At 62.0% G+C, this 16,547-nt stretch carries 18 protein-coding genes; 10 read left to right on the plus strand and 8 right to left on the minus strand.

Going from position 1 to position 16,547, the window contains the following annotated elements:
- Positions 1-15 precede the first annotated feature (15 nt).
- Both RX329_RS17425 and RX329_RS17430 read right to left on the minus strand, forming a co-directional pair.
- A complete protein-coding gene (locus RX329_RS17425; RefSeq protein WP_085384135.1) occupies positions 16-420 on the minus strand; it encodes a Zn-ribbon domain-containing OB-fold protein in 405 nt (134 codons plus the stop codon).
- Position 421: 1 nt separating this feature from the next.
- Positions 422-1,588, minus strand: coding sequence for a thiolase domain-containing protein (locus tag RX329_RS17430; RefSeq protein ID WP_317246169.1), 1,167 nt, complete (start codon positions 1,586-1,588; stop codon positions 422-424).
- 156 nt (positions 1,589-1,744) lie between these two features.
- Between RX329_RS17430 and RX329_RS17435 the strand changes: the two genes are divergently transcribed.
- A complete protein-coding gene (locus RX329_RS17435) occupies positions 1,745-2,608 on the plus strand; it encodes a MaoC/PaaZ C-terminal domain-containing protein (protein ID WP_085384136.1) in 864 nt (287 codons plus the stop codon).
- A gap of 60 nt (positions 2,609-2,668) precedes the next feature.
- Positions 2,669-3,445, plus strand: coding sequence for an SDR family NAD(P)-dependent oxidoreductase (locus RX329_RS17440; RefSeq protein ID WP_085384137.1), 777 nt, complete (start codon positions 2,669-2,671; stop codon positions 3,443-3,445).
- A gap of 85 nt (positions 3,446-3,530) precedes the next feature.
- On the opposite strand, the gene RX329_RS17445 is transcribed toward RX329_RS17440, so the two are convergent.
- The 3 genes from RX329_RS17445 to RX329_RS17455 form a co-directional block, all read right to left on the minus strand.
- Complete coding sequence (locus RX329_RS17445; RefSeq protein WP_317246170.1) at positions 3,531-4,745, minus strand: ABC transporter substrate-binding protein; 1,215 nt, start codon at positions 4,743-4,745, stop codon at positions 3,531-3,533.
- Positions 4,746-4,782: 37 nt separating this feature from the next.
- Positions 4,783-5,922, minus strand: a complete 1,140-nt coding sequence (locus tag RX329_RS17450; RefSeq protein ID WP_085384138.1) for an acyl-CoA dehydrogenase family protein — start codon at positions 5,920-5,922, stop codon at positions 4,783-4,785.
- A gap of 350 nt (positions 5,923-6,272) precedes the next feature.
- Positions 6,273-6,767 carry a MarR family winged helix-turn-helix transcriptional regulator gene (locus RX329_RS17455; protein ID WP_085384140.1) on the minus strand — a complete coding sequence of 165 codons (495 nt, stop codon included), beginning with the start codon at positions 6,765-6,767 and terminating at the stop codon, positions 6,273-6,275.
- A 180-nt stretch (positions 6,768-6,947) separates the two neighbouring features.
- Between RX329_RS17455 and RX329_RS17460 the strand changes: the two genes are divergently transcribed.
- The 7 genes from RX329_RS17460 to RX329_RS17490 are packed head-to-tail and all read left to right on the plus strand — an operon-like array spanning position 6,948 to position 13,853.
- A complete protein-coding gene (locus tag RX329_RS17460; protein WP_085384141.1) occupies positions 6,948-7,259 on the plus strand; it encodes a hypothetical protein in 312 nt (103 codons plus the stop codon).
- 35 nt (positions 7,260-7,294) lie between these two features.
- A complete protein-coding gene (locus RX329_RS17465; RefSeq protein WP_085384142.1) occupies positions 7,295-8,614 on the plus strand; it encodes a Rieske 2Fe-2S domain-containing protein in 1,320 nt (439 codons plus the stop codon).
- A gap of 34 nt (positions 8,615-8,648) precedes the next feature.
- Positions 8,649-9,611 (plus strand): PDR/VanB family oxidoreductase, encoded by a 963-nt coding sequence (locus RX329_RS17470; RefSeq protein ID WP_085384143.1) that lies wholly within the window; start codon positions 8,649-8,651, stop codon positions 9,609-9,611.
- Between the two features lie 32 nt (positions 9,612-9,643).
- Positions 9,644-10,864, plus strand: a complete 1,221-nt coding sequence (locus RX329_RS17475) for an ABC transporter substrate-binding protein (RefSeq protein WP_317246171.1) — start codon at positions 9,644-9,646, stop codon at positions 10,862-10,864.
- 48 nt (positions 10,865-10,912) lie between these two features.
- Positions 10,913-12,193, plus strand: a complete 1,281-nt coding sequence (locus RX329_RS17480; RefSeq protein ID WP_085384144.1) for a CaiB/BaiF CoA transferase family protein — start codon at positions 10,913-10,915, stop codon at positions 12,191-12,193.
- Complete coding sequence (locus RX329_RS17485) at positions 12,193-13,386, plus strand: thiolase C-terminal domain-containing protein (protein ID WP_085384145.1); 1,194 nt, start codon at positions 12,193-12,195, stop codon at positions 13,384-13,386. Before RX329_RS17480 ends, RX329_RS17485 begins: the two co-directional genes overlap by 1 nt.
- An 11-nt stretch (positions 13,387-13,397) precedes the next feature.
- Positions 13,398-13,853: a Zn-ribbon domain-containing OB-fold protein gene (locus tag RX329_RS17490; RefSeq protein ID WP_244561218.1), complete on the plus strand. Its 456-nt coding sequence runs from the start codon at positions 13,398-13,400 to the stop codon at positions 13,851-13,853.
- Positions 13,854-14,293: 440 nt separating this feature from the next.
- Here RX329_RS17490 and RX329_RS17495 read toward each other — a convergent pair whose 3' ends face one another.
- On the minus strand, positions 14,294-14,524 hold the full coding sequence (locus RX329_RS17495) for a hypothetical protein (RefSeq protein ID WP_085384147.1): 231 nt from the start codon (positions 14,522-14,524) through the stop codon (positions 14,294-14,296).
- Between the two features lie 233 nt (positions 14,525-14,757).
- Between RX329_RS17495 and RX329_RS17500 the strand changes: the two genes are divergently transcribed.
- The gene (locus RX329_RS17500; protein WP_085384148.1) at positions 14,758-14,985 is read left to right on the plus strand and encodes a hypothetical protein; all 228 of its coding nucleotides are present in this window, start codon (positions 14,758-14,760) and stop codon (positions 14,983-14,985) included.
- 78 nt (positions 14,986-15,063) lie between these two features.
- Here RX329_RS17500 and RX329_RS17505 read toward each other — a convergent pair whose 3' ends face one another.
- The gene (locus RX329_RS17505; RefSeq protein ID WP_317246172.1) at positions 15,064-15,825 is read right to left on the minus strand and encodes a hypothetical protein; all 762 of its coding nucleotides are present in this window, start codon (positions 15,823-15,825) and stop codon (positions 15,064-15,066) included.
- Positions 15,812-16,441 (minus strand): hypothetical protein, encoded by a 630-nt coding sequence (locus RX329_RS17510; RefSeq protein ID WP_317246173.1) that lies wholly within the window; start codon positions 16,439-16,441, stop codon positions 15,812-15,814. The genes RX329_RS17505 and RX329_RS17510 overlap by 14 nt, the downstream gene beginning before the upstream one ends.
- Positions 16,442-16,547 lie beyond the last annotated feature (106 nt).

The following is a 16,547-nucleotide window of genomic DNA, read 5'->3' on the forward strand; positions in this document are numbered from 1 at the left end:
CTCCTGGGCCGTTCGTCAGCCCGGATCCGGGGCGAACATCGGGATCATCGTCCCGTCCTCGGCCGGCTTGAAGATGACGTGGACGCGTTGCCCGATCCGCAGCGAATCGAAGTCGCAATCGACGATATTGCTCAACATCGTGACGCCTTCGTCGAGTCTCACATAGGCGATGGCATATGGGGTGGGGCCGGCACGGCGGGTGACGCTGACGCTGTAGATTTCACCCTTGCCGGTGACGTCGCTCCATTCGGTGTCGCCGAGACAATAGGGGCAAAGCGGCCGCGGATACCAATGCGGCTTGCGGCAGGAAACGCAGGTTTTCACGCGAAGCGATCCGCCTGCGGTCGCGGCAAAGAAGGACTCGGTTGCGGCGTCATGCACCGCCGAGCCGAGGGGGCGGTCCTGATACATCGTCATCATCTCATGCGCGCTCCATGATGAGGGTGGCACTGCCATGGCGCGAGCCGAGCAGGCCGCCGGTGCCCTGGGCCAGGGCAAGGCTGCAATTTGGAACCTGCACCTTGGGGTGGGCTTCGCCGCGCAGTTGGCGGACGGCCTCGATGACCTTGGTGATGCCGCCGCGATTGGCAGGATGGTTGTTGCAAAGTCCGCCGCCGTCGGTGTTGAACGGCAGCTTGCCGACTCCGGAAATCAGATTGCCGTCCGCGACAAAACGTCCGCCCTTGCCCTTCTCGCAAAACCTGAGATCTTCGATCTGCATCAGCACCGTGATGGTGAAGCTGCCGTAGATCGAGGCATATTGGACGTCGGACGGCTTGACCCCGGCTTCCTCGAACGCGCGAGGACCGGACCACGCTGCGCCCGAGAACGTCAGGTCGACCTGCCCGTTGAGCTGACCTTTGATCGCTTCGCCGGCACCGAGAACGTTAACGATGGGACGCTTGAGCGAACGCGCGATCTCGGGGCGAACGACGAGCAGGGCACCGCCGCCATCGCTGACGACGCAACAGTCGAGGCGGTGCAAGGGATCGGAGATCATCGGCGAGGCGAGGACATCGTCGACCGTGACCTGTTCGCGCAACATCGCATTCGGATTGTGCTGCGCGTGCGTGGCGGCCGCGACCTTGATCCACGCCAGCTGTTCGCTCGTCGTGCCGTACTCGTACATGTGACGGGCCGCCGCGAGCGCATACATATTGACCGTCACCGGGGCATAAGGCGCCTCCCAGGGCACATCGGGCGTTCCGGCGCCGACGAGCCTTGGCGCCACGCCGCTCGATCCCTCGCTCCGCGGCCGGCCCGCGAGCGTGATCAGGGCCACGTTGCACTTGCCCATCGCGATCGCCTGGGCGGCATGCGAGACGTGAACCAAATAGGCGGAGCCGCCGGTGTCGGTGCTGTCCACATGGCGCGGCCGGAGCCCCAGATAATCCGCCATGCTGTTCGCGCCGAGGCCCGGCGCGTCGCCCGCGCAGAAATAGCCATCAACATCCTCAAGGCGCAGGCCAGCGTCTTCCAGGGCTCCGCGCGCACATTCGGCGTGCAGCTGGGCGACCGTTTTGTCCGGTGCTTTTCGGGTGGGGTGCTCATAGGCGCCCGCGATGCAGGCTTTGCGTCGAATGCTCATCAGGTCTCTCGAGCTTATGTTCAGCCCGTGGCCGTGCATCTGCACTGTGCATTGTTGACCACGACAGGCCGGGTCTATATCATTGGTTCAACCAAAGACCAATAGGCTACATTTGTTTTTGGCGCGACCGGTGTCCCGAGGGGAGGGCTGTCCGCGATGGTTGATTATGCAAAGACGCGGGCCTGGCGCTCCGGCGACGTCCGCCATGTCTACACGGCAAGAGACACCATTCTCTACGCACTCGGTGTCGGTGCCGCGAGCGATCCATCGCACGAGCGGCAACTGCGCCTCGTATACGAAAAGGATCTGGTGACACTTCCGACCATGGCGACCGTTCTGGCGTCGCCGGGTGCCTGGATGAGGGACAATGCGGAGCTCGGCATCAATTTCGCGAAAATGGTGCATGGCGAGCAGTCCGTGAAGATGCACGCCGCACTTCCTCCAAGCGGAATTCTCATCGGCAAGAGTCGCGTCGCACGGCTTGTCGACAAGGGCGAGGGCAAGGGCGCCATCATGCATGTCGAGAAGGAACTATGGGACGAAGCGAACCAACGACTGGTGGCCGTCAGTGAGCAGGTGCTCTTCCTTCGCGGCGACGGCGGCTTCTCACAAGCCGCCGGCGGCGACGAACCCGCCGCCGCTCCGACGCCAGTCCCTGATCGTAGGCCGGACCGCGTCATCACGTTATCTACGCGCCCGGACCAGGCAGTGCTTTATCGCCTGTCGGGAGACCTCAATCCCCTGCACATAGACCCCGCGGTTGCCAGCAAGGCCGGCTTCCGGAGGCCCATCCTGCACGGGCTTGCGACTTATGGATTTGCCTGTCGCGGCTTGGTGGAGACCTTCTGCGACGGAGATCCCGCAGGGCTGAAGACGATCCGCGCCCGGATGTCCGCGCCGGTCTTTCCTGGAGACACGATCCAGCTCGAATGCTGGCGCCTCGCTGACCGCATCGCATTTCAGGCGCGTGTCGTCGAGCGCGACGCGCTGGTTCTCAGTCACGGCTGGGCAACGACCTGATTCGCGCGAAGCGGTGCGCACACAAGATGTTGGACTTCACTAGAAACTGAGGAATTGGGAATGACGAAAAACATGGTGTCCCTACAAGGCCGGACGATCGTCGTCACCGGCGCCGCACAGGGGATCGGCAAGGCAACGGCCGAATTGGCGATCGAACTCGGGGCGAACGTCGTCGCCGTCGATCTCAACGGCGAGGCGCTTGGGCCGGCCCTGGCGGCGTTGCCTGCGGCGCGGGTGATGAAGGTCGTCGGCAGCGTCACGGACGCGGAGTTGGCCGCGAGCACCGTCGCTGATGCCGTCGGGCGGTTCGGTTCGGTGAACGGACTGGTCAACAATGCCGGCATCATTCGTCCCGCCATGATCGAAAAGATGAGCATGCATCAATGGCGCGAGGTCATCGATGTTCATCTCACGGGCGCGTTCATCTGGCTGCAGGCGGTGGGACGCCACCTGGTGCAGCGCGCCAAGGACGGCGACGCCTCGGGAGGAGCCATCGTCAATATCTCGTCTGACGCGGGACGAAAGGGGTCGGTAGGCCAGATCAACTATGCCGCCGCCAAGGCCGGATTGCTCGGCATGACCATGACCGCGGCCCGGGAGTGGGGCAAATACAACATCCGGACCAATTCGATCTGCTTTGGCGTCGTCGAAACGCCGATGACCGAGGTCGTACGCGGCGAGAAATTCCGCGATGGCATGTTGGCGCAGATCCCGCTTGCACGCTGGGCGACAGCGGACGAAGTGGTGCGGACCGTCTGCTTCCTGCTCTCCGATGCGTCCTCGTACACGACGGGCCAGCACATCGGAGTCAACGGCGGCTTCCACATCAGTCTTTGACGCTACTCTGCGATCGGTGGTGCCGAATGCGAAGGCGAAACTTCCGGTGGGCGCGCACGAGACGCGACCCACTGGATCTCTTCTCCTAATCCGCCGTCATCGGCTCACCGGACAGACTCCAGCTGGTTCCATCGAAAACGGCGATGCGCAGCGTCTTGAACGCCGTGTAGTCTTCGGGTGTGGTGCTGATGGTGATACCTGGCAGCATCATCGGCATTCGCTCGCCGTGCAGGGATGTCGCCTTTCGAATCAGGTTCGCCCGGGTCAACTCGTCGCCGCAGGCCTTCAGAACGGCCCCGAGCGCGTTGACGTTCATGTAGGCGACGAGCACCGAGTAATCGTCTGGATTGACTGACGGCGCATGTTTCTTGAGAAAAGTCCTGTAGGCCTTGACCTCATCGTCGTCGGCCCAGGCCGGATCGCCCGGCTGCTTGAGAAACTGCGTGGTGACCAGTCCGCGCGAGGCGTCAAGGCCGGCGGGCTTCAGCACCGTCTCGACGGAGGCGGTCGAGCCACCGATGATGTGCAGCGGATGCCAGTCCAATTCATGAACCTTGCGGATCGACTGCGCCGCGGCCTTTGCCGCAGACTGCTCGATCAGCGTGTCGACGCCGGCAGACTTCAACTGAACGATTTGCGAGTCGATGGTCGGGTCGGAAACTTCATAGGAGGCTTGGGCAACGATCAGAGTCGCCTTCGCGCCGAGTCCCGCGCGCAACCCCTTGAGATAATCCTTCCCGAAATCGTCGTTCTGATAGAGAACGCCGATCTTCGCCTCCGGCCGGGCCTTGAGGATGTATTTGGCGATGACGCGGCCTTCGGTCTCGAAGTCGGGATAGAGCGGGACGGTCCAGGGAAATTGAGCGGGATCGTTGAAGCGGCGCCCTCCCGCCGTGATGAAGAGTTGCGGCACCTTCTTGGCGTTGAGATATTTTTGGATGGCGACGTTCGGCGCGGTCCCTATGGTGCCGACCTCGGCAAGCACGCCGATATCCTCGATGAGTTTTCGGGATTGCTCGACGGCTTTCGGCGCACTATAGGCGTTGTCGAGTTGAGTGAAGCTGATCTTGCGTCCGTTGATCCCGCCCCCCTCATTGACCATGTCGAAGTAGCCGACCACCGCCCGTCCGGCTCCTGCGCCGAACGCGGAGGCCGGGCCGCTGAGCGGCGTCGATTGACCCAGCTTGATCTCGGTGTCGCTGGCGCCCGGATCATAAGTCTTCTGGGCCTGCGCGGCCGAGAGGGACAGCAGAGTGGCCGCGAACAGAGAGCACGATGTCAGGACCGATGTACGGCTCAAGGGCGTTCCTCCACGTCTGTGTTTCTTGATTTGGCGGCTATCGAAGCAGTTCGCGCGCGATGACGAGGCGCTGGATCTGGTTCGTTCCCTCGAAGATCTGGGTCAACTTGGCGTCACGCATCATCCGCTCGACCGGATAATCCATGGTGTAGCCGTAGCCGCCGAAGACCTGGACCGCGTCGGTCGTGACCTTCATCGCCATGTCGCTGCTGAAGCACTTGGCCATGCTCGCGAGCAGGTTGAGGCGCTTCCAGTCGCCGGCGTCTCCGGCGCGGGCGCATTCGTAAACCAGCGCACGCGCCGCCTCGATCTGCATGGCCATGTCGGCCAGGATGAACTGGACGCCCTGGAATTCGGAGATGCTCTTTTTGAACTGCTTTCGTTCCTTGGCGTAGGCGAGGCTCGCTTCGAACGCGCCTTGCGCGAGGCCGACGCATTGGGCGCCGATCGTCGGCCGATTGAGGTCGAGCGCGCGCATCGAGGCCTTGAAGCCCTTGCCTTCCTCGCCGACGAGGTTCTCGGCGGGTACGCGGACGTTGTCCAGGAAGATCGGCGTATTTGGCGCCCCGCGGAAACCCATCTTGCGTTCGTGGCGTCCGAAGCTGATGCCGGGCATTTTCTTGGGCTCGAGAATGAACGCGCTGATGCCGTCCGAGCCGGGACTGTCGCTGGTGCGCGCCATCAGGACGATGTAGTCGGCGGCAACGCCGTAGCTGCACCACTGTTTCCTGCCGTTGATGACGTAGCTGTCGCCGTCCTTGCGAGCCCGCGTATTGAGGGCGGAGACGTCCGATCCCGCCTGCGGCTCGGAAATGGCGATGGCGGTGACGACGCCGCCCTCGGCAATGATCGGCAGGAATCGCTTGCGCTGCTCTTCCGAGCCGAAGTGCAGCAGCGGCATGATGAACATCGTGTTGAGGCCGGCAATCGAAGCGCAGGCCGGCGAGACTTTCGCGATCTCCTCGCGTGCGATGCACATCATGGTGAGATTGCCGTTGGGACCGCCATACTGCTCGGGCACCCAGAGCTGCATCAGCCCCATTTCACCGAAAATCTTGACGATCTCCTCGGGAAAGCGATCCGTCGCGTCGATCTCGGCGGCGATCGGGGCCACGTGCTTGGCGACAACTTTCTGAACGCTGTCGCGAAAGGCGACCTGCTCCTCGGTGAAGCTCATAATGGGGGCGCCCTCCATGCCTAGGTAAGATCAATGGTTGGACCAATATATCTTTGAGCTGCAGGACTGGCAAGTGGGTCGGGCGCCGAAAGGCGCCCGGCGTCTTCTCAGGCCCCCCGGCCGAGCTCTACCCGGCGACATCCGAGAGCGGCAAAATCAGCTGGACGGCCAGACCGGGCACGGCATCAAGCATCTGAAGGTGGATCGGATCCCGAGGCTCGGCAGTCCCCAACGAGACGTCGCGGAGGCATAAGAGCCCGAGCAGGGGCTGAGGTCTCCGAACGGCAGGTCGAGGAGATCGCGCCGGGCGCGATAGGCCGCACAACCAAGCGACGGGATCGCGATCGGCGTCACTCGTCCGGTGCGCCGGCGACGGGGGCGGCCTTTGCGATCGCGAGCAGGCACTTCAGGAAATGAGCACGATCTTCCTTGCGCAGGGGCGCCAGCATCAGGCTCTGCAGCTCGGCTGCCGCTGGAATGACCGCAAGCAATGCTTCCTCGCCCTTGGCGGTGATCTGGATCTGAATGGAACGGCGATCTTCCGGATTGCTCTTCTTTGAGACCAACCGCCGCACGGCCATGCGCTTGAGCATCTCGCTGAGAGTGTTCCGGTCACAACTGATGCGGTCGGCGAGAACGGACGACGTCATCGGACCCTGCTGATAGAGCGCCATGAGCACGCCGAACTGCCGCGGCGTGATGTCGCTCTGTCTGGTCAGGCTCTGATAGAGGCCGTCATACCGGGCCTCGAGCAGTCGCAACAGAAATCCGATGCCGCCTTCGAGTTGCCAGGTGCGCGCAAGCTCCCCCGCCGAATCCGTTTCCGTGCGTTTGCCTGCGCTCATGTGCTTCAACCTCGCTCCGATTCCTGACGGTCGCCTCGCGGGTAACAGCTTGGGTCGGCGAGCTCAACTCTACCGCAATGCGGCGTAACTGGCCGAATTAGAACCATTGCAAGAGGATTGGAATTATAGTACGTATACGTATCAATTAACAAGCTCGTGGCGGCAACCAGGGAGGTCACTTTGCATCTGCGCGAATTGCTGGCGATCCCTTATCTGCTCGAAGCGGAAGCTGTGGAGCGGGAGCCCGGACAATGGCTGATCCGGCTCGCTTATCCGGAACTGCCGGGCTGTGCGGCGGAAGGCGCGGTGGTCGAACACGCGCTCCGGGATCTCGAGCGGCGACGGATCGAAATCATCGTCGGCCTGGTCGAGCAGGGCCGGCAGCCGCCGATACCGCGCCAGCCGCTCGCAACAAGCGATCCACTCTGGACGGTACGCGATCTCGGTATGGCGGAGCGCGTGGCTCCGCTGCTCACCACGGCAAACCCATAACGACCTGAAGCCATCGATTCGAATGGAGAATTGTCATGCTCTCACATGAAGACAATGAGCGGTTGGTGAGAGTCGGGAAGGGCACGCCGCTTGGCGAACTCTTCCGTCTATACTGGATTCCGTTTCTGCCTTCGGCCGATCTGACCCCGGACGGACAGCCGCGGCGGATCCGGTTGCTCGGCGAGGATCTGGTCGCTTTCAGGGACTCCGAAGGGCGCGTGGGCCTGGTCGACCAGGCCTGCCCGCACCGAGGCGCTCCCCTGATCTTCGGCCGCAATGAGGATTGCGGGCTGCGATGCGTCTATCACGGCTGGAAGTTCGATGTGACGGGGGCCGTCACGGACATGCCCGCAGAGCCGGCGCGTAGCCGTCTCAAGGAGCGGGTGCGCATCAAGGCGTACCAATGCCGCGAGCGCAACGGCATGATCTGGACCTATATGGGCCCCGACCAGGCCGATCCGCCGCCGCTTCCGAACGTCGAATGGAATCTCGTGCCGCAGGAGCAGGTGCATGTCAGCCTCCGCGTCCAGGAGTGCAACTGGCTGCAGGCCGTGGAAGGCGAGATCGATTCGGCGCACGCGCCGTTGCTCCATGGCCGCCTGGACGCCCAGGGGACGACGAGTGCGTGGATCCAGAAGCGGGACCTTCGCCCGACATTCGAATGCATCAAGCAGGATTTCGGGATGAGCATCGCTGCGCGGCGCAACTACGACGCCAACACGCTCTACTGGCGCGTGAACCAGTTCATGCTGCCGTTCTACACGCTGGTCCCGCCATTGTCTCCGTTTCCGGATCTCAGCGGGCACGCCTGGGTGCCGATCGACGACGAGAACACGCTCTGCATCATGTTCTCATACCATCCTTCCGAGCCGCTCCGCCCCAAGACACGGCAGATCTTCGCGGAAGGGCACAATGGCCGCGAAAGCGGGCACGCCAGTCGCAACGCGCTCGTTCAGCATCCCGTGACGGTCCCCTATGCCGGCTACTGGACCAGGTACAATCCGCAGAACGGCTTCCAATTTGACTACGAGTCCCAGCGCACGACCTGGTTCTCGGGCTTGCCCGGACTGTGGGTACAGGACGGTGCCTGCCAGAGCGGCGTTTCACCGATCTTCGACCGGACAAAAGAAAATCTTTGCTCGAGCGATACCGGGATCGCGATGACGCGTCGCTTCATCCTCGAAGCGCTGGGCGCCTATCGCGATCATGGCACCAGGCCAAAGGGCGTGGCAGACCCCGACGTGTTCATGGTGCGAGCCGTATCCTTGCGGCTTCCGCCGGAAGATTCCTGGGTCGACGTCGGCGCGCCGTTCATGCAGGCCAAGCTCGGCGCCGATTTCGGATACGAGATGTGAACAGGACCTCCTCTCAACCGAAGAGGATGGCGCCATGACTGAGCGTGTCATCCCGGTTCGCGTCAAGCGGATCACCTACGAGGCCGAACGCATCAACTCCTACGAGTTGGTGCCGCCGAGCGGCGGCGAGCTCGATTCATTCACGGCCGGCAGTCACATCGATCTGCACCTGCCGGACAAGATGATCCGGAGCTATTCGCTGTTGAACGACCAGCGCGAGCGGAATCGCTACGTCATCGCGGTCAACAAGGACGCGGCCAGCCGGGGAGGGTCGAGCTTCCTCCACGACCATGTCGGGGTCGGCGATGTTTTGACGGTTTCGGCTCCCAAGAACAATTTTCCGCTCCGCGAAGATGCGGCGACATCCGTCCTGATCGCCGGGGGCATCGGCATCACGCCGTTGCTGTCGATGATCCGCCGGCTTGAATGTCTGGGACGCCCCTGGGACTTGTTCTATGCCGTGAGGACACGTGCTGCCGCGGCGTTTCTCGATGACATCGGAAGCCTGCGGCCCAACGTTCATCTCAACCTGCACGTCGACGTCGACGACGAGCGCTCGGGACGGATGTTCGACGTGGCGTCGATCGTCAAACAAGCGCCCGCGCAAGCTCATCTGTACTGCTGTGGCCCCGCCCCGATGCTGGAGGCGTTCGAGGCGGCCGCGGCCGACCGTCCCGAGGGTTGCGTGCACGTCGAGTATTTCCAGGCTAGGGAGGCCCCGGCTCTCGAGGGGGGCTTCGAGGTCAAGCTGGCCAGAAGCGACCGCACCGTCGCAGTGGAAGCGGGCAAAACCATTTTGGAGTCGCTCCTCGAGGCCGGCATCTCTCCCAACTACGCCTGCAGCGAAGGCGTCTGCGGCACCTGCGAGACGCGCGTGCTGGAAGGAACACCGGATCATCGCGACCAGTATCTGAGCGAGGAAGAGCAGGCCTCCAACAAGACGATCATGATCTGCTGCTCGGGCTCCAGGACGCGCACGCTCGTTTTGGACCTCTAGCGGAATGCAACGATAATCAAGGGATGAAACGCATGAGATTTGTATCGCGAATTGTCGGGGGCCTGATGATCGCCGCTATGTGTTCGCCGGCGCTGGCGGATTCTGCTCGCGTCATGAAGATCGGCATTCTCAACGATGCCTCCGGTCCGTATTCGGACAATGCCGGCGAGGGCTCGGTCACGGCGGCGAAGATGGCGGCCGAAGATTTCATGAAGGCCAATCCCGGCTTCAAGGTGGAGATCATTTCGGCCGATCACCAGAACAAGGCCGATATCGGCGCCGCGATCGCCCGGCGCTGGATGGACCAGGATGGGGTCGATGCCGTTGCGGATGTCCCCAATTCGGCGGTCGGGCTCGCCGTCAACGAGGTCGTGCGCGGCAGCAAGGTCGCGTTGATCGCATCCAGCGCGGCGTCGTCGGATCTGACCGGAAAATTCTGCTCGCCCAATACCGTCCAGTGGACGTTCGACACCTGGGCGTCGTCGCACACGATTGGCGAGTATCTCGTCGGTCGCGGCGGCAAGAAATGGTACTTCATCGCCACCGACAACGCGCTCGGAAAGTCGATGGTCCGCGATGGAACGTCCGTCATCACCGCCGGCGGTGGCAGCGTGTTCGGATCGGTGAACGTGCCGATCAACAGCCCGGACTATGCCTCGTTCATTCTCCAGGCCGACGCCTCCGGTGCGGACGTGATCGCGTTCGCAACCGCCGGCGGCGATACGGTCAATCTCATCAAGCAATCCGCCGAATTCGGCCTGAAGGAGAAGGGGCGGCAATTTGCGGCCCTGCTGGCGACGACCAACGACATCGAATCGAGCGGGCTTGCGACAGCGCAGGGCATGATCATCACCCAACCGTTCTACTGGGATCTCAATGATGCCAGCCGTGCCTGGTCGGCGAAGTTCAGCGAGCGCCAGCACGGCCACTCGCCCACCGCCTTTCATGCCGGTGTCTATTCGTCGGTCATGGCCTATCTGAACGCGGCAAACGAGGCCGGAACGAACGATGCGCAGGCCGTCATCCGCAAGATGAAGGAAAAGCCGATTGACGACGCGCTGTACGGTCGCGTCGTGGTCCGTCCGGACGGCCGCGCGATCCATAATATGTATATCCTCAAGGCCAAGGACCCCAAGACGTCAAAAGGCAAATGGGACCTGCTGGAAAACATCGGTGTTCTCTCCGGGCCCGAGGCGTTTCGGCCGCTCGATCAAGGCGGCTGCACACTGGTCGAGAGCGCAAAAGCGAATTGACCGACGCGACTCGCGACGTCGAATGACAGCAATTTATCGGATGACACCATGTTGAATCAGCTCGAAGCCGAATTCCCCGAACATACGCCCCGTCCTTCCGGCGCGCCGAACGCGCTGGATGGCATCAGGGTGATCGACTTCTCGCACTTCATCGCCGGACCGTTCGCGACGATGATACTCGCCGATATGGGAGCGGAGGTCATCAAGATCGAGGTGCCGGGCCGCGGCGATGATCTTCGCCGCTACCCACCCGTGGACAAGGAGCTCGGGCTCGGCGCCCCGTTTCTCTGGACCAATCGCAACAAGCGCAGTGTCGCGCTCGATCTCAAATCGGAGAGCGCGGTCGGGATCGTGCGCGAGTTGATTGCGACGGCGGACGTGATCGTCGAGAATTTCTCGACGGGCGTCATGGAGCGCTTCGGACTGGATTACCAAAGCTGCCGCAAGATCAGGCCGCAGATCATTTATTGCTCGGTCTCGGCCTACGGGCGCGACGGTCCGTATGCGGATCGGCTGGGTTTCGATCCGATCGCCCAGGTCGAAAGCGGCTTCGTATCGATGAACGGGTACGCCGATCGCGAGGGCGTGCGGGCCTTGTCGCCGGTCATGGATATCAGCACGGCGATGATGGCGAGCAATGCGATCCTCGGCGCCCTGGTCGCTCGCGAGCGCACCGGCCTTGGACAGGCGGTCGAGCTTTCGCTGTTCGACAGCGCCGTGCTGATGACCGGCTATGCCACGATGCAGCATCTGTTCACCGGCGCGAATCCTCAACGGGGTGGAAACACCAGTCCGGACACGTGTCCGTCCGGTGTGTTTCAGGCCAAGGACTGCGCGTTCTACATCAATTGCGGAAACGACAAGATATTTCAGCGTCTGATGTCGCAGGTCCTTGATCGCCAGGATCTGGCTTCGGCCGAGATCTATGCGACGGGGTCTGATCGGATCGGCCGTCGCGACGAGCTGTTTGCGCTTCTCGGCGAAGCATTTGCGCAGCAGCCGTGGGCGCACTGGCAGTCGCGGATGAGGGCGGCCGGCATTCCGCACGGACAGGTGCGAAGCGTGGGAGACGCGATCCGATCTCCGGAGGCCAGGGAACGCCGGATCGTCACACGCATTCCACACGACAGGGTGGGATGGGTTCCGAATGTCAGCCTGCCGATCCGCTATTCAGAGACGCCTATTGCCGATCCTGTCGCAGCTCCCGCGGTCGGGCAGCATACGGAGAGCGTGCTTCGCGAATTGCTTGGTTATGACGACAGGCGGATGGCAAGCCTGGCAGAAGCCGGAGCATTCGGTCCGAATGCGCCGCGAGGCAGCAAGGCCTGATGTCAAAGCCGGCCGAACAGCGGACGCTCAGGGGCCGCGTTGCCGTGGTCGGCATCGGCGAGACCGATTATTATCGCCACGGCACGTCGCCGGATCCCGAGTTCAAGCTCGCGTTGAAAGCCATTCTCGCCGCGTGCAAGGACGCAGGACTTGATCCGCGCGACATCGACGGCTTCTCGTCCTACAGCGACGATCGAAACGAAGCCTCGCGGCTGGCCGCAGCGCTCGGCACGCACCGGCTTCGCACGGCGACGATGCAATGGGGTGGTGGGGGAGGCGGCTGCTGCGCCGCCGTGGCCAACGCCGCGGCCTCCATCGTGGCCGGGCTGGCCGACTGCGTCGTGGTGTTTCGCGCATTGGCGCAGGGCCAATATGGCCGCTTCGGACAGGTCGGCGGCATCGAGACCATTTCCGGTGAAAAGGCCTATCTGATGCCGTATGGCGTCCTGGCTCCGCCGCAGCGTTTTGCGATGAAGGTGCAGCGCTATATGCACGAGCATGGCGTCAGCCAGGGAGCTTTGCGCGCGATCGCGCTCGCGTCGTATCACCACGCCCAGTTGAACCCGCGCGCCGTCATGCATGGCAAGCCTCTCGACATCGCAAAATACGATGCCTCGCGCTGGATCGTCGAACCGTTTCATCTCTACGATTGCTGCATGGAGAACGACGGCGCCGCCGCGCTCGTCGTTGTTGCGGAGGAGCGTGCGCGCGAGTTTCGGCAGAAGCCGGTCTTCGTGCTTGGCGCAGCCATGGGCGCAGGACACCGCAGCGGTGCCGTTCCCCACAATGCGCCGACCTACGCCAGCGCCGGCTTCAACACGGTTGCTCCTGACCTCTATCGCATGGCTGGGCTCGGGCCTTCCGATGTCGGGACGGTCCAAGCCTATGAAAACTTCACCGGAGGTGTCGTCATGGCGCTCGCCGAGCATGGTTTCTTCGAGCCTGAGCAGGCCAATGATTTTCTCACACTCGAAAATCTCACCGCGCCATCAGGACGGCTTCCCCTGAACACCAGCGGTGGCAATCTTGCCGAATGCTATATGCACGGCCTCGAGCTCGTGCTCGAGGCCGTGCGCCAGGTCCGCGGCACCTCGACCAACCAGGCTGAGCGGAATCACGCGGCCATGGTGATCGCCGGACCCATGGTCACGCCGGTGAGCAATCTGCTTCTTGGTTCGGAGGCGACCCTATGAGCAGCCCCGAGATGTCGATTTATCTAGCCGACGGTTTGCCGATCCCCGTGCCTGAACCCGACGGTCTGTCCGCGCCGTACTGGAACGGATTGCGGCAAAACCGTCTCGTGGTGCAGCGCTGCAGCCGTTGCAGCTCATGGCAGTTCGGCCCGGAATGGATTTGCAATTCCTGCCACGCCTTTGATCCAGACTGGACCGAGATTGAGGCGCGGGGCCGCATCTTCAGCTGGGAGCGCGTGTGGCACCCCTCGCATGCCTCTCTGCGCCAGCACGTGCCCTACGTCGCGGTGCTGGTGGAGATCCCCCATGCCGGATCGGTCCGGATGGTGGGCAATCTCCTGGGTGATCCGCTCCGACCAGTGAAGATAGGGGCCGTGGTCGAAGGATGCTTCGAACATCATTCTGATTCCAGGACACCCTATTCCCTGTTGCAGTGGCGGATGTCGTCGCCGGAGAATCGGGGCTAGATTGCGCGGAGTGCCGAGCAGATGGCGCGTCAAGGCATGCGCGTGGAGCGGTGCCACACGCTGATCGAGCGCCGTCCACCGCGCCCGAGAGCACGGCTGGCCGGATTGCTTCGCGAATGCCGGGCCGTCGTCCTCAACTGTTCCTTCGGCCGTCGCCGCTGGAGCTGCCGCCCGGTCACGGGCCAACGATGGTGGTGTGAGGATTGGCGGCACGATCAACCGGTGCTCGTCCACACGCCCCAGGCGGGAGGCAGCCTGCCCCCGAGCTGCCCGATCAAACGCGGCTGGAGAAACGCGAGAAACCCGTCATCGTCTGCAGGCGCGGTTCCACGTCGCGCAGATAGATCTCTGATCGGAGACAAGCGAGTTCGGCCGTAGTTTATGTCCTGCAGTCGAGGCCACTCCCGTGATGCGGCGGAAAAAGGGTAAGGCCGCTTGGGCTAGAAGCTCTCCTCCTTGTTCGGCCGGCGCTTGGTCAGAGGACCCATTGCGGCCTTTCGATCTTCAACCAGACAAATGAATCTGTCGATCTGCCGAACGTGCTCCTTAATTGGCGCTGCTACGTCTTTGATATCGGACTTGATCCAGGCTGCCCGACGTTTGCTGTAGTATTCTCTGTCGCCATTGATGTCGGCATCTCCAGCCATTGCGATCACCTCGGCTTGAGTCATGATACTTTTCGTGTTTGCGATAAATTGGTGACGGAATCCGATCCTACTCAGACTGATGAACTAAGACTGCTAAACCAATCCCCGCGACGCCCAAGGGGGAGCCGGACGGGTTTGAAGAAATCTGGAAGTCGAAGTGGAGCAGAGGCACTGCACCCAACCCACGGCGGCCTGCACTCAAGGCCTACGCAGCCGCCCTCAAGCGGGGATCTTCACCGGCCGACATTCTGGCTGGGGTGAAGGCGCGTTCCGGTGTCGAGAAGGAAGACACGCCATATGCGCCACAGCTCGCTACCTGGCTGAACCAGGAGCGTTGGAAGGACACAACCGGCGCCGCGGTGCTGAGCCCGGCGGATATTGAGGCGGCCGAAAGACGCCTCGCGGAATCGAAGCGCAAGCATGATGAGGACATGCGCCCGCTGGTAGAAGCGAAGAGCGCAGAACTGCGGGCGCAGCGTGACTGACTCTCAACTGCTCGAAGTCCTACTTGGCGAATACGCCAATCGTCGGGACACATCAAACAATGCAGAATGAGCAGAGGGCTAAGTGAGCGCCAGCACCACGTTGTGAACCAGGTCATATACGACATCGTCGGCCTGAGGTTGGCCGACAACCATGGTGGAGGGATGAGCGGCGATATTTCGCTTCCCAAGCTTCTCTTTGAGGTTTCGGGTAAGGTTGTCGTTGATGAGGTTGGCGTTCCTGCACAACTCGATGACTTCGAACTCCTTTAGTTCGTCGGTGAAGTCGTCGTAGCTGTTAATGACGATAGCCGCCTTCTTGGGCGATTTCTGGAATCTGATCGGGATCTCCGCGTTGATGGCGGACAGCCTGGCCGGATCTTTGAGTATCCAGTTCAAGAGGTGGTCGAAGGCGAGATTCCAGGTCATCACGATGCAGGCGCGGTACGCCTTGACGCGGTAGCAATCGATGGCCTCGGCTAAAAAGACCTTCTCCGCCGTATCGGGCACTTTGTCCGGCAATTCGCTGAGAAGTTTGCTCACGACCTGAATGCTGGGGTGGACACCATATTCCTTGTCCAATTCAGCCCTAGCCGCCCTAGCCAGTTTGTACTGTCCCCGCTCGGGCAGTAGCTCCTTGGCACCCCCCATCCTGGTGAGATAGGTGGCAAGCGCCGGAGGCTCATCGATATGAAGGCTATTGAAGCACGATCGGATGTCGGCCGGGGTAAAGAGATCGATACTTGCGTGGGTGTGAAGCCACCAGGCAAAGAGCTTGATCTTATCTTTTGGCGCCGTGCTGTCGAAGCCACTGACCTGGTCGACGAGGTCACGCAGCTCCATTGCTACCGCCGAGCTTATTTACGAAATCCAGGCCAATATGGTTGATTGCGTATCCCTTGTCGGACTTGTCGAAGTATTTGTTTTTGGCCTTCAGAACCCGCAGTGGTTGCGTAAAGTCCGGGATGTTGGTGGACCATCCCATCGACTTGAAGCACGTGAACATATAATCCGCGTTCACTGCATCGATACCCCGGCACTCCTTCAACCAAGCTGCCGCGATCATGTACTTGCTGACCTGCGTCTTTGAGTCTTTGCCCTGAGCGAAGGTCGTCAGAGAGGTCGGAGCGTGCATGTCCAGTGGCACGACGTTCGGACTCTTCGGCTGCGCCCGCTTTGCGCGCGGCTTTGCGGGCTGAGGACTGGAATCGACTTCCTCTTCGAGGTCGTCCACGACTTCCTCTGCTTGTCCTTCAATCTCCGTTGCCGGCTGATGCGTGAGAGTTTTTGCAGCGACACCGTTCACGCGCTGTTGCACGATGGTCGTACCTGGACCGCGGAGCGCGTTTTGAAGAACCTGATTGAAGGAGGCGAGATCGCCATCGGGAATTTCGGCATCCAGAACGACTAATCGGACGCGGGCTGGACCACCGGTTCTTACGCTCGAATTCTTTGCCATTATTAAGTTTCCAAACTAAAGGGGCGAATCACACGTTGTCACTTACCCATCGTGTATCCATGGGTTGTGAGTTCCGCGCAAGGTTGCGCTGCCTTTTGTTGGGGTT

It is taken from the genome of Bradyrhizobium sp. BWC-3-1 (genome assembly GCF_032917965.1).
Lineage (GTDB): Bacteria > Pseudomonadota > Alphaproteobacteria > Rhizobiales > Xanthobacteraceae > Bradyrhizobium > Bradyrhizobium canariense_D.

Coding starts and splice junctions, on each gene's coding strand:
- RX329_RS17425 (WP_085384135.1), bottom strand. CDS start 420: ATGATGACGATGTATCAGGACCGCCCCCTCGGCTCGGCGGTGCATGAC.
- RX329_RS17430 (WP_317246169.1), bottom strand. CDS start 1,588: ATGAGCATTCGACGCAAAGCCTGCATCGCGGGCGCCTATGAGCACCCC.
- RX329_RS17435 (WP_085384136.1), top strand. CDS start 1,745: ATGGTTGATTATGCAAAGACGCGGGCCTGGCGCTCCGGCGACGTCCGC.
- RX329_RS17440 (WP_085384137.1), top strand. CDS start 2,669: ATGACGAAAAACATGGTGTCCCTACAAGGCCGGACGATCGTCGTCACC.
- RX329_RS17450 (WP_085384138.1), bottom strand. CDS start 5,922: ATGAGCTTCACCGAGGAGCAGGTCGCCTTTCGCGACAGCGTTCAGAAA.
- RX329_RS17455 (WP_085384140.1), bottom strand. CDS start 6,767: ATGAGCGCAGGCAAACGCACGGAAACGGATTCGGCGGGGGAGCTTGCG.
- RX329_RS17465 (WP_085384142.1), top strand. CDS start 7,295: ATGCTCTCACATGAAGACAATGAGCGGTTGGTGAGAGTCGGGAAGGGC.
- RX329_RS17470 (WP_085384143.1), top strand. CDS start 8,649: ATGACTGAGCGTGTCATCCCGGTTCGCGTCAAGCGGATCACCTACGAG.
- RX329_RS17475 (WP_317246171.1), top strand. CDS start 9,644: ATGAGATTTGTATCGCGAATTGTCGGGGGCCTGATGATCGCCGCTATG.
- RX329_RS17480 (WP_085384144.1), top strand. CDS start 10,913: ATGTTGAATCAGCTCGAAGCCGAATTCCCCGAACATACGCCCCGTCCT.
- RX329_RS17485 (WP_085384145.1), top strand. CDS start 12,193: ATGTCAAAGCCGGCCGAACAGCGGACGCTCAGGGGCCGCGTTGCCGTG.
- RX329_RS17490 (WP_244561218.1), top strand. CDS start 13,398: ATGTCGATTTATCTAGCCGACGGTTTGCCGATCCCCGTGCCTGAACCC.
- RX329_RS17495 (WP_085384147.1), bottom strand. CDS start 14,524: ATGACTCAAGCCGAGGTGATCGCAATGGCTGGAGATGCCGACATCAAT.
- RX329_RS17505 (WP_317246172.1), bottom strand. CDS start 15,825: ATGGAGCTGCGTGACCTCGTCGACCAGGTCAGTGGCTTCGACAGCACG.
- RX329_RS17510 (WP_317246173.1), bottom strand. CDS start 16,441: ATGGCAAAGAATTCGAGCGTAAGAACCGGTGGTCCAGCCCGCGTCCGA.